At 63.5% G+C, this 12,272-nt stretch carries 11 protein-coding genes; 4 read left to right on the forward strand and 7 right to left on the reverse strand.

The window, feature by feature from the left end; translation table 11 throughout:
- Positions 1 to 41: 41 nt before the first annotated feature.
- Positions 42 to 1,460: an indoleacetamide hydrolase gene (gene iaaH / locus XI09_RS36795; protein ID WP_271571253.1), complete on the forward strand. Its 1,419-nt coding sequence runs from the start codon at positions 42 to 44 to the stop codon at positions 1,458 to 1,460.
- Between the two features lie 114 nt (positions 1,461 to 1,574).
- Here iaaH and XI09_RS36800 read toward each other — a convergent pair whose 3' ends face one another.
- A complete protein-coding gene (locus tag XI09_RS36800; protein WP_271571254.1) occupies positions 1,575 to 2,483 on the reverse strand; it encodes a LysR family transcriptional regulator in 909 nt (302 codons plus the stop codon).
- Between the two features lie 279 nt (positions 2,484 to 2,762).
- Here XI09_RS36800 and XI09_RS36805 point away from each other — a divergent pair, with 279 nt between their 5' ends.
- The 3 genes from XI09_RS36805 to XI09_RS36815 all read left to right on the forward strand — a co-directional run bounded on the left by XI09_RS36805 (position 2,763) and on the right by XI09_RS36815 (position 6,171).
- Positions 2,763 to 3,944: an HlyD family secretion protein gene (locus XI09_RS36805; protein WP_271571255.1), complete on the forward strand. Its 1,182-nt coding sequence runs from the start codon at positions 2,763 to 2,765 to the stop codon at positions 3,942 to 3,944.
- A 118-nt stretch (positions 3,945 to 4,062) separates the two neighbouring features.
- Complete coding sequence (locus XI09_RS36810) at positions 4,063 to 5,682, forward strand: MDR family MFS transporter (protein WP_271571256.1); 1,620 nt, start codon at positions 4,063 to 4,065, stop codon at positions 5,680 to 5,682.
- 27 nt (positions 5,683 to 5,709) lie between these two features.
- A complete protein-coding gene (locus XI09_RS36815; RefSeq protein WP_007615070.1) occupies positions 5,710 to 6,171 on the forward strand; it encodes a carboxymuconolactone decarboxylase family protein in 462 nt (153 codons plus the stop codon).
- A 169-nt stretch (positions 6,172 to 6,340) separates the two neighbouring features.
- Here the strand turns inward: XI09_RS36815 and XI09_RS36820 are convergent, their stop codons facing one another.
- From XI09_RS36820 to XI09_RS36845, 6 genes are all read right to left on the reverse strand, one after another.
- Entirely contained in the window at positions 6,341 to 7,201 is an 861-nt protein-coding gene (locus tag XI09_RS36820; protein WP_271571257.1) for a D-amino-acid transaminase, read from the reverse strand.
- A gap of 189 nt (positions 7,202 to 7,390) precedes the next feature.
- A complete protein-coding gene (locus XI09_RS36825; RefSeq protein ID WP_271571258.1) occupies positions 7,391 to 8,122 on the reverse strand; it encodes an amino acid ABC transporter ATP-binding protein in 732 nt (243 codons plus the stop codon).
- Positions 8,123 to 8,134: 12 nt separating this feature from the next.
- On the reverse strand, positions 8,135 to 8,827 hold the full coding sequence (locus XI09_RS36830) for an amino acid ABC transporter permease (protein WP_271571259.1): 693 nt from the start codon (positions 8,825 to 8,827) through the stop codon (positions 8,135 to 8,137).
- A 4-nt stretch (positions 8,828 to 8,831) separates the two neighbouring features.
- A complete protein-coding gene (locus tag XI09_RS36835) occupies positions 8,832 to 9,563 on the reverse strand; it encodes an amino acid ABC transporter permease (RefSeq protein WP_271571260.1) in 732 nt (243 codons plus the stop codon).
- A gap of 139 nt (positions 9,564 to 9,702) precedes the next feature.
- Complete coding sequence (locus tag XI09_RS36840) at positions 9,703 to 10,614, reverse strand: amino acid ABC transporter substrate-binding protein (protein ID WP_271571261.1); 912 nt, start codon at positions 10,612 to 10,614, stop codon at positions 9,703 to 9,705.
- Between the two features lie 126 nt (positions 10,615 to 10,740).
- Complete coding sequence (locus tag XI09_RS36845; protein WP_271571262.1) at positions 10,741 to 12,126, reverse strand: M20 family metallopeptidase; 1,386 nt, start codon at positions 12,124 to 12,126, stop codon at positions 10,741 to 10,743.
- Positions 12,127 to 12,272: the final 146 nt, after the last annotated feature.

Consider the following 12,272-nt stretch of genomic DNA (forward strand, 5'->3'; position numbering starts at 1 on the left):
AGAGGGCTCCCTGATGGAGCCCGGCAATCGGGTGACGCATCATGGATTTCGACCAGTTGACCCTGACCCAGGCCGCGGCCGACCTTCGCGCCGGGAAAGTCACGAGCACCGCGCTCACCTCGGAAGCTCTTGCCCGCGCCAAAGCCAACATGGATCTCAACGCCTTCGTCACACTGGACGAAGCCGGCGCCTTGAAGGCCGCAGCTGCATTCGACGCAAGCGGCGACAGGAGCAAGCCGCTCGGCGGCGTTCCCATCGTGATCAAGGACAATATCGAGGTGGCCGGGCTTCCCTGTAGTGCCGGCACGCCCGCGCTGAAGGATTACGTGCCGAAGACCGATGCGCCGGTCGCAGCTAGACTGCGCGCCGCCGGCGCAATCATCATCGGCAAGACCAGCATGCACGAACTCGCCTTCGGCATCTCCGGCTACAACACCGCATTCAAGACCGGCGCCGAGTTCGGCGTACGCAACGCCTATGATCGCACGCTCATCGCGGGCGGCTCCTCGTCAGGCACGGGTGCCGCGCTCGGGGCGCGGATCGTCGCGGGCGGGCTTGGTACGGACACGGGCGGATCGGTCCGGGTGCCGGCCGCGCTGAACGGGTGCGCCTCGCTGCGCCCGACCGTCGGCCGCTATCCGCAAGAGGGCATTGCTCCGATCTCGCACACCCGCGACACGGCAGGGCCGATGGCCGCGACCATCGCCGATGTCGCGCTGCTCGACCGCGTCATCGCGGGTGGCGACGACGTTGTGCCGGCTGACCTGAAGCAGGTGCGGATCGGCATCGTGAGCTCGATGCTGACCAATCTCGATGCCGACACCGAGGCCGCATTCCAGGCGGCCGTCGCGTTAATGAAGGCACAGGGTGTCACTGTGGTCGAGATCGAGATGCCGCAGCTTGCCGGGCTCAACGGTCAGGTCGGCTTTCCCGTCGCACTGTACGAAGCCTATGACGACATGGTCGCCTATCTCGCGCACACCGGCACCGGCCTCACCATCGAGGCGCTGGCAAAGGAGATCGCCAGCCCCGACGTGAAGGGCACCTATGACGGCCTCGTCATCCCGCGCAAACTGCCCGGCCCCGACAACACGCTGCTCGACGCCAAGCCGATCTATGACGCGGTGATCAGGACCGCGCGACCCGCGCTGCAGGCGCTCTACAGCGACACGTTTTCCGGGAATAGGCTCGACGCTATCGCCTTCCCGACCACGCCGCGCGTCGCCATTCCCTCCAATCCCGACTCCAGCAGTCTCGAAAATTTCGGCCTGTTCATCCAGAACACCGATCCCGGCAGCAATGCCGGCATTCCCGGCATTCAACTTCCGATCGCGCTCGGCGCCACAAGCAAATTGCCTATAGGTCTCGAGCTGGACGGCCCGGCAGGCAGCGATCGCCGCCTGCTCGCGATCGGGATGGCGCTTGACGCCGTATTTGGACGATTGCCGCCACCGCGTTGACGCGATCGTAGGGTGGGCAAAGCGAAGCGTACCCACCTCTTCCAAATTCGCGGAAGAGATGGTGGGCACGGCGCAAACGCGCCTTTGCCCACCCTACGGCCTGACGCGCCAGCTTCACGAATACGGATTGATCAGCTTCTGCTGTTCGGCGCTGTGCTCCACCAGCATATCGATGAAGGTCCTGACCTTCGCCGACAGATGATGGCGATGTGGATAGACCGCGTTCATCGACATCTCCACCGGCCGATATTCGGGCAGAAGGCGCACCAGCCGGCCGGCATCGAGATCGTCGCCGACCAGAAATCCGGCCGCCAGACTGATGCCTGCACCCTGTAGCGCGGCCTCGCGCAGGGCTTCGCCGCTGTTGGTGATGAGATTGCCTGATACCCGCACGGAGGCCGGCGTGCCCTTGCGATCGAAGAAGCGCCACTCGTCGAAGGGATAGTTGATGTGGCGCACGCAATTGTGCCCGGCGAGATCCTCGAGCTTCTGCACGCGGCCATGCGCCTCGATATAGGCGTGCGAGCAGCACAGCACATGTCGCCAGGTCGCCAGGCTCCGCACGATCAGGCTCGAGTCGGGCGGCGCGATCATGCGCAGCGCGAGGTCAAAGCCCTCCTCGATCAGGTCGACATTGGTCTCGCCCATTCGCAAATCGACCTTGACCTCCGGATAGGCCGCGAGAAATTCGGCCATCACTGGGGCCACGAACGGAACCATATGGGTGGCGGTGTGGATGCGCAGCGTCCCGCGCGGCGTCGATTGCAGCGCGCTCGCGATATCGTCGGCCTGCTCGATATCGGCGAGGATCTGGACGCAGCGGTCGTAATAAGCCTTGCCGATCTCGGTGAGGTTGACCCTGCGCGTGGTGCGCTGAAGCAGCCTCACCCCGAGCCGGTCTTCCAGCGCCTGAACGTGATTGCTCACCATGGTGGTCGACATGTTGAGCTTGCGGGCCGCTGCAGAGAAGCCGCCGGTCTCGACCACCCGGCTGAAGACTTCGAGGCTGGTCAATCGGTCCATGCCGCCTGATTATCCGCTCTTGATCGATAATCTCAAGGTATTCGCCCCGATTATCTATCAGATCGCCTCGCGTGCGGCATTGGTGCGTGCGTTAGCAGCAATCGCTCGACAGGCGCGGCAATCGCTCTGGGGCAGTCGCACGTCCGGTTGGGTAGACCATACGCACCTCAGGCGAGGTCCCGGACTATCCACCCCGAGTGGATAATCCTTCCAGCATTTCGCCGATTATCGCTCGAACTGGAAAGACCGATAGTCCGTGCCAGCCGATAGGAGACCGTCATGTCCGAGATGCCCCGCACCGAAAACTTTCAGCAAGCAACTGAAATTACTCAAGATTATTCCAAGACGCCGTTGCGTGTGCCGGTCCGTAACAAGCTCCGGCCCGCGGCCTTGGCGCTCGCGCTCCTCGCGGGCACGGCAGCGATCGCCTATTACGGACACGACTACTGGACCAACGGCCGTTATCTCGAGACGACCGACGACGCCTATGTCAAGGCGGACTCCACGATCGTCGCGCCGAAGGTTTCCGGCTACATCGCGCAGGTCCTGGTCGGCGACAACGAAAAGGTCAAGGCCGGCCAGGTGCTGGCCAGGATCGACGATCGCGACTTCAAGGCGGCGCTCGATCAGGCCCGCGCCGATGTCGCCGCCGCGGAGGCTTCCGTGCGCAACCTCGATGCCCAGCTCGAACTGCAACAGCCGATCATCGAGCAGAGCACGGCCGATATCACGGCTGCGGACGCCAATCTGAAATTCGCCCAGGAGGAGCGCGCCCGCTACGACGATCTCATGAAGTCGGGCTCCGGCACGATCCAGCGCGCACAGCAGACCGATGCGGCACTGCGCGCCAGCAACGCGCAATTGCAGCACGCCAAATCGGGCCTTCTGGCCGCACAGCGCAAGGTCGACGTGCTCACCACCCAGCGCGCCCAAGCCACGGCCCAGCTCGAACGCGCCCGCGCCGTCGCGGACCAGGCGCGGCTGAACCTGTCCTATACCGAGATCACCGCACCGGTGGACGGCACGGTTGGCGCCCGTAGCTTGCGCGTCGGCCAATACGTGCAGGCCGGCACGCAATTGATGGCGGTGGTGCCGCTGGATGCGGTCTATGTGGTCGCCAACTTCAAGGAGACGCAGCTCACCCATGTGCGTCCCGGCCAGCCTGTCGAGCTGCGCGTCGACAGCTTCCGCAGCCAGACCCTGCGCGGTCATGTCGACAGCCTGTCGCCGGCCAGCGGGCTCGAATTCGCACTGCTGCCGCCCGACAACGCCACCGGCAATTTCACCAAGATCGTGCAGCGCGTCCCGGTGAAGATCGTGCTCGACGATCACAGCCTGACCGGCCTGTTACGGCCCGGCATGTCGGCCGTGCCGACCGTTGACACCAAGCAGGCGGTGCTGGCCGAGCGCGAGACGGCGAAGCGTCTCGCCGACAATACCTCTCGCCCGAACGGCGGCTGACGTCGAGGGGCATGCGGCGGGATTGTCAAACTCTGCCGGATGATCCTTCCAGAACTCCGCCGATTATCGAAACCATCCGCCTAATGCATCCTGTCTCCATAACCGAGACGAGGCTTCCATGAGCACGCTCCAACCGACCGTCAACGCTGCCTCCGCTGCCAACCTCCCCGCCCCGGCCGCAGCTCCCACGACTCCGGCCGTGTCGGCCAAGACCTGGATCGCGGTGATCGGCGCGACGCTCGGCGCCTTCATGGCGGTGCTGAACATCCAGATCGTCAACGCCTCGCTCGCCGACATCCAGGGCGCGATCGGTGCCGGCATCGACGACGGTGGCTGGATCTCGACGTCCTATCTGATCGCCGAGATCGTGGTGATCCCGCTGTCGGGCTGGCTCGCCCAGGTGTTCTCGATCCGCATCTATCTCCTCACCAACGCCATCCTGTTCCTGCTTTTGTCCGCGGCATGCGCGCTGGCGCAGGACCTGCCGCAGATGATCGTGCTGCGCGCTGTCCAGGGCTTCACCGGCGGCGTGCTGATCCCGATGGCCTTCACGCTCATCATTACGCTGCTGCCGCGCGGCAAGCAGCCGGTGGGCCTTGCGCTGTTCGCGCTGTCGGCGACGTTCGCGCCCGCGATCGGCCCGACCATCGGCGGCTATCTCACCGAGAATTTCGGCTGGCAGTACATCTTCTATGTCAACCTTGCACCCGGCGCGATCATGGTCGGCATGCTCTGGTACGCGCTAGACGCCAAGCCGATGAAGCTGGCGCTGCTGCGCGAAGGCGACTGGGCCGGCATCATCACCATGGCGATCGGCCTGTCCGCGCTTCAGACCGTGCTGGAGGAAGGCAACAAGGACGACTGGCTCGGCTCGCCTTTCATCGTGAAATTGTCCGTCATCGCGGCCGTCGCGCTGGCTGCCTTCCTGATGATCGAGCTCACCGTGAAGAAGCCGCTCTTGAACCTGCGCCTGCTGGTGCGCCGCAATTTCGGTTTCGGCATGCTCGCGAACTTCCTGCTCGGCATCGCGCTGTACGGCTCGGTGTTCATCCTGCCGCAATATCTGGCGCGCATCCAGGGCTACAATGCCGAGCAGATCGGCATGGTTCTGGCATGGACCGGACTGCCGCAGCTCGTGTTGATCCCGCTGGTGCCACGCCTGATGCAGCGCTTCGACGCGCGGATCATCATCGGCGTCGGCTTCGTCCTGTTCGCGGCCTCGAACTTCATGAACATCTACATGACCAACGACTACGCCGCCGACCAGCTGCTGTGGCCCAATATCGTTCGCGCGATCGGACAGGCGCTCGTCATGGCCCCACTGTCGGCGGTCGCAACGTCGGGCATCGAGCCCGAGAATGCGGGCTCAGCCTCCGGCCTGTTCAACATGATGCGCAATCTCGGCGGCGCCGTCGGCATCGCGCTGCTCCAGACCGTGCTGACCAAGCGCGAGCAGTATCACTCCAACGTGCTGATGCAGTCGGTCTCGGTGTTCGAGCAGGCCACCCGCACGCGGCTGGAACAGCTCGCCCAATATTTCGTCAATCACGGCATTCTCGATCGTGCGGATGCGTCGCATCGTGCCTTTGTCGCAATCGGCCATATCGTGCAGAAGCAGGCCTATATCCTGGCCTTCAGCGACACCTTCTACCTGCTCGGCCTGGCGCTGATCGTGGCCCTGATCGCCGTCCTCTTCCTGAAGAAGCCCGGCCAGACCTCGGCCGGTGGAGCCCACTGATATCAACCCAGCCAAAGGAGAACGACCATGAAGCCTCGCATGAATTTCTACCAGGCCGCCCCCGACACGATGAAAGCGCTGATGGCGCTGGAAGAGCAGATCCAGTCGACCGGCCTCGAAAAATCGCTGATCGAGCTCGTCAAGATCCGGGCGTCGCAGATCAACGGCTGTGCCTTTTGCATCAACATGCACACCGAGGACGCCCGCAAGCGCGGCGAGACCGAACAGCGGATCTATCTGCTCAACGCCTGGCGCGAATCCCCGCTCTACACCGACCGCGAGCGCGCCGCGCTGGCCTGGACCGAGTCGGTGACGCTGATCTCCGAGACGCATGCGCCCGACGACGTCTACGAGCAGGTCCGTGCGCAGTTCTCCGACGCGGAGACGGTGAACCTGACGATGCTGATCGGGGCCATCAATGCCTGGAACAGAATCGCGATCGCGTTCCGGGCGGTGCATCCGGTGAAGGTGAAGGCGTCGGTTGCGTGAGGGATGGTGTCAGGGGCGGGGTGCTGGACGCAACGCCGCCACCGCACTCTCAACTGTCATGCCCCGCGAAGGCGGGGCATCCAGTATTCCAGAGACAGCGAAGTTCATAACAACCGCCGCGGCGTACTGGATCGCCCGCCTTCGCGGGCGATGACACCTGAGGTGCGTCCTAAACCGCCGTCGCCTTGGCGAATTCCACGTAGATCTCGCGCAGACGCGTCGCCATCGGGCCGGGCTTGCCCTCGCCGATCTTCTTGCCATCAACTGCGACCACCGGCTGCACGAACGACGAGGCCGAGGTGATGAAAGCTTCCTTGGCGGCGAGCGCCTCGGCGACCGTGAAGGACCGCTCCTCGACGCGAAGCTGACGTTCCTCCGCGAGCGCGATGACGGCCTTGCGGGTACAGCCCGGCAAGATCGCGTTGGAGTTCTTGCGGGTGACGATGACGTCGTCCTTGGTGAGGATGAACGCTGACGATGAACCGCCCTCGGTGACGTATCCATCCTGCAGCATCCAGGCTTCGCCTGCGCCGGCTTCCGCCGCGGCCTGCTTCGCCAGCACCTGCGCCAGCAGCGCCACGCTCTTGATGTCACGCCGCTCCCAGCGGATGTCGGGGACGGTGATCACGTTGATGCCGCTCTTCGCCGAGGCAGCATTGATGATGTCCTTTTCCGAGGTGAACATCACCAGGCTCGATTTAACCTCCCCCTTGGGGAACGGGAAGTCGCGGCCCTTGTCGGCGCCGCGCGTGACCTGGAGATAGACGAGGCCGCTCTCGAGCTTGTTGCGCGCGATCAGCTCCTTCTGGAGCTCGGTGATGCGCTCGACCGTCTCCGGCAACCTCAAGCTGATCTCGCCGACAGAACGCTCCAGCCGCGCCAGGTGCGAAGCGTTGTCGACCAGCTTGCCGCCCAGCACGGCCGAGACCTCATAGATGCCGTCGGCGAACAGGAAGCCGCGGTCGAGAACCGAGATCTTGGCTTCCGAGAGCGGGACGAATGAGCCGTTGACGTAAGCGATCGAGTCCAAGGCAGGTCTCCTGGCGAGAAGGGGGATTTGGCCACCGGTATAGGAGATTTAGCGAGCCTGATAAACCCTCGATCCGTCATTCCGGGGCATTCGCAAAGCGAATGAGCCCGGAATCCATCTCACCTCGGAGACTGACGCCCGATGGATTCCGGGCCTGGCCCTTCGGGCCATCCCGGAATGACAATGGAGCTAATGCGACAGAATCTTCGACAGGAACTTCTGCGCGCGGTCACTACGCGGCTTGCCGAAGAAATCCTCCTTCGCCGCGTCCTCGACGATCTCGCCGCGATCCATGAAGATCACGCGGTTGGCGACCTTGCGGGCAAAGCCCATCTCGTGGGTGACGACCATCATGGTCATGCCTTCGCGGGCGAGATCGACCATGACGTCGAGCACCTCGCTGACCATTTCAGGATCGAGCGCCGAGGTCGGCTCGTCGAACAGCATGACGATCGGATCCATCGCGAGCGCGCGCGCAATCGCAACGCGCTGCTGCTGGCCGCCGGAGAGCTGGGCCGGAAATTTCTGCGCCTGCTCCTTGAGGCCGACGCGATCCAGTAGCTGCATGCCTTTCGCCACCGCCTTGTCGTACGACCGTCCCAACACCTTCTGCTGGGCAAGGCAGAGATTCTCGATGATCTTGAGATGCGGAAACAGCTCGAAGTGCTGGAACACCATGCCGACGCGCGAGCGCAGCTTCGGCAAATCGGTCTTGGGATCGTTGACCTTGGTGCCGTCGACGCTGATGTCGCCCTCCTGGAACGGCTCCAGCGCATTGACGCATTTGATCAGCGTCGACTTGCCCGAACCCGAGGGACCGCAGACCACGACGACCTCACCCTTGGTGACGCTGGTGGTGCAGTCGGTCAGCACCTGGAAGCTCGGGCTGTACCATTTGTTGACGTGGCTGATTTCGATCATGACCGACACGCTCTATCGAATGATGGCGATGCGCGCCTGGAGGCGACGAACGCCGAAGGACGCAACACAGGAGATGGTGAAGTAGACGACGGCGGCGAACAGGTACATCTCGACCAGGCGGCCGTCGCGCTGCGCGACCTTGCTCGCCGCGCCCAGAAAGTCCGGGATCGAGAGCACGTAGACCAGCGAGGTGTCCTGGAACAGCACGATGGTCTGCGTCAGCAGCACCGGCAGCATGTTGCGGAACGCCTGCGGCAGCACGACGTAGCGCATGGTCTGGGCGTAGGTCAGGCCGAGCGCGTTGGCGGCGGCCGGCTGGCCGCGCGAGATCGACTGGATGCCGGCGCGCATGATCTCGGAGAAGTACGCCGCCTCGAACATGATGAAGGTGATGAGCGAGGAAGCGAACGCACCGACACTGATCGGCCGCGACGCGCCGGTCACCCACTGCCCGATATAGGGCACCAGGAAGTAGAACCAGAAGATGACCAGCACCAGCGGCAGCGAGCGCATGAAGTCGACATAGATGCCGGCGATGCGCCCGAGCACCTTGAAGCCCGACAGTCGCATCAGCGCAATCGCGGTGCCGAAGATCAGGCCGCCGAGGCCGGCCAGCGCCGTCAGGGTCACCGTGAACGTCATGCCCTCGTAGAACAGATAGGGCAGCGCGCGGCGGATGACCTCGAAATCGAGATTACCGAACATGGCGCTATTTCCCCGTGATGTAGCCGGGGATCGCGACGTAGCGCTCGAGGAAGCGCATCGCGGTCACGACGACGGCGTTGACAAGGAGATAGAGCAGGGTCGCTGCGGTGAAGGCCTCGAACACCTGGAACGAGAATTCCTGCATCGAGCGCGCCTGTCCGGTCAGCTCGAGCAGGCCGATGGTGATGGCGACCGCCGTGTTCTTGATGGTGTTGAGGAACTCGGAGGTCAGCGGCGGCAGGATGATGCGGAACGCCATCGGCAGCAGCACATAGCGATAGCCCTGCACGGTGGTCAGGCCGAGCGCTGTTGCGGCCATCTTCTGCCCGCGCGGCAACGAGCCGATGCCGGCCTGCAATTGCACGGCGACACGCGCCGACATGAAGAGGCCGACGCCGATCGCTGCGGTCCAGAACGGTGCGTTCGGCAGTTGCTTCAGCCAAGTGCCGGCTGCCTTCGGCAACAATTCCGGCAGCACGAAGTACCACAGGAACAGCTGCACCAGCAGCGGCATGTTGCGGAAGAACTCGACCCAGCAGAAGCCGAACCAGTAAGCCGCCCTGGAGGGCAGCGTGCGCATGACGCCGACCAGCGAGCCGAAGACCAGCGCGATGATCCAGGCAAGAACCGCCGTCTTCAGGGTCAGCACCAGCCCCGACAGCAGCATGTCGAGATAGGTGCCGGTCCCCATCGGGTTCGGCTCGAAGAAAATTCCCCAGTTCCAGTGGTAGTTCACGTGTCCCCCGCGCGAACGCGCCAATCATAGATGTCTCAAGAGAGGTCTTCGGCGTCTATGCAAATGTCCGGCCACTCCCTCCAGAATGGCCGGAATTTGCTTCCTCTCCCCGCAAGCGGGGAGAGGCGAACAACTCAGCTTACTTATAGTCGTCCGGGTTCGGCGAGTCCGTGGGCTTCGCGAACTCGTTCTTCAGCTCGGTCGAGATCGGCGAATTGAGGTTGAGGCCCTTCGGCGGAATCTTTTGGGTGAACCATTTCTCATAGATCTTCTGGCCTTCGCCCGAGGTGTAGAGCGCGGCGGTCGCCGCATCGACCACCTTCTTGAACGGCGCGTCGTCCTTGCGCAGCATGATGCCGTAGGGCTCGGGCTTGGAGAACGCGTCCTTGGAGATGACGTAGTCGTCCGGCGACTTGGAGCCGGCAACAAGGCTCGCGAGCAGGATGTCGTCCATCACGAAGGCGACCGCGCGATCAGTCTCGACCATCAGGAAGGACTCAGCATGGTCCTTGGCCGGGATGATGTTGGCGCCGAGGCCCTTCGCAACGTTGGCCTCGGTGAGCTGCTTGATATTGGTGGTGCCGGCGGTCGAGACCACCGTCTTGCCCTTGAGGTCGTCGATCGACTTCAGGCCGCTCGACTTCTTGAACACGTAGCGGCTGGCGGTCAGGAAGTGGGTGTTGGTGAAGGCGACCTGCTTCTGGCGCTCGGCATTGTTGGTGGTCGAGCCGCATTCGAGGTCGATGGTGCCGTTGGCCATCAGCGGAATACGCGTCGCCGAGGTGACCGGATTGAGCTTGACCTCGAGCTTGTCGAGCTTGAGCTCCTTCTTCACGGCGTCGACGATCTTGTAGCAGATGTCCATCGCGAACCCGATGGGCTTCTGGTTGTCGTCCAGATAGGAGAACGGGATCGAGGAGTCGCGGAAGCCCAGCGTGATGGCGCCGGTGTCCTTGATGTTCTTCAGCGTGCCGGTCAGCTCCTGGGCCCCGGCCTGGCTGACGGCGAAGGTCGCGGCGAGCGCGAGCCCGATGTGACGGAAATGCTTCACTTTTTTGTTCCCCTTTCAGGATGATGCGGCCGGATGCAAGCACAAATCGGCCCGGATTAGAATGTGACTTTCGGCTGGATTGCGGCCCAGGTTAATGGCTCAGGGTCGGTGGCTCAGGTCAGTGGCTCAGGTCAGTGGCTTGGGCAATTCCCCAAGATCCCAGAACAGCCCGGCCATCACCGTCAAGGCCTCTTCGGTCAATGGCAGCAGGATGTGCTCATTGGGCGCATGCTGGGAGCAACCGGGATAGGAGTGCGGGACCCAGATCGTCGGCAGGCCCAGGATCTCGGAAAATACGTCGTTGGGCAGCGAGCCGCCGAAGTTCGGCAGCACCGCCGGCGCCTTGCCGGTCGTTTCTCGCACCGAATCCGCCGCCCATTTGATCCAGGGGCTGTCGAAATCAGTACGCGAGGCCGCAAAGCTCTGTGCGGCCCGCACCTCGACCATTGGAAAGCCCTTCTCGACCAGATGCGCGCGGACGGCCTCGATCAGGCCGTCGACCTTGGTGCCGACCACGAAGCGCAGTTGCAGCACGGCATTGGCGTGACCGGGAATGGCGTTCGCCGGCTTCTCGATATTGCCCGAGGACATCGCCAGCACTTCGAGCGTGTTCCAGGCATAGAGCCGCTCGGCCGCTGACAATCCCTCCTCGCCCCAGTTCTCCGCCAGCGCCGGCTCGTCCTCGGTCGGGACGACCTGCACATCGGCAAGATAGCTGCGGATCTGGTTGGTGAGCCGCGGCGGCTTCAGGGCATCGAGCTGGAGACGGCCATGGCCATCGACCAGCGTCGAGATCGCGTTGACCAGAATGGTCGCGGGATTGGCGAGCACGCCGCCCCAATTGCCGGAATGGTGGCCGCCGTCGCGCAAATTCACGTCGAGATGGATACGGATGCCGCCACGGCAGCCGAGGAAGAGTGTCGGGCGATCTGCCGACAGGCGCGGTCCGTCGGAAGCCATGAACAGATCGGCCTTGAGCGCATCGCGATTGAGATCGCAGACCTTGCCGAGATCGGGCGAGCCGATCTCCTCACCCATCTCGACGATGAATTTGGCGTTGAAGCCGAGCTTGCCGCCGCGGGCCTCGCGCACCGCGCGGAGCGCCGCCATGTTGATGCTGTGCTGGCCCTTGTTGTCGGCGGTGCCGCGGCCGTAGAGGCGCGTGCCCGCAACCGTCGTGCGCCAGGGATCGCGGCCGTCGCGCCATTCGCCTTCCATGCCGTCGACGACGTCGCCATGGCCGTAAATCAGCACGGTCGGGGCGGACGCGCTCTCGTGATGCTCGGCGAACAGGAACGGCGCCTTGCCGCTGGGGGATTCGACCATACGGCTTTGAAAATCGAGCGCGGCGAAGGCCGGCTGCATCTCCTGTTCCAGATAGGCACGCAACTCGGCGCCACGCGACGGATTCTGGCTTTCGGTCTTGAAGGCGACGCGGCGGTCGAGTTCGGCGAGGAACGCGCCCGATTTGAAATCCTCACGGGCACGGGCGATGGCGTCGGCTCTGGTCATGACTTGTTTTTCGAGGTTTTGCGACGAAGGACGTTACCCGAGACAGGCAGCCCTTCGAAAGTGGCGGGGAGTTGGATAGTTCTTCGAGTTCTCTTGTAGTTCTCTTGGGATTTCGTTCTTGCTCTCTTGAGATTGGCTTGCCAAGC

It is taken from the genome of Bradyrhizobium sp. CCBAU 11386, assembly GCF_028128955.1.
In the GTDB taxonomy this organism is placed as follows: domain Bacteria; phylum Pseudomonadota; class Alphaproteobacteria; order Rhizobiales; family Xanthobacteraceae; genus Bradyrhizobium.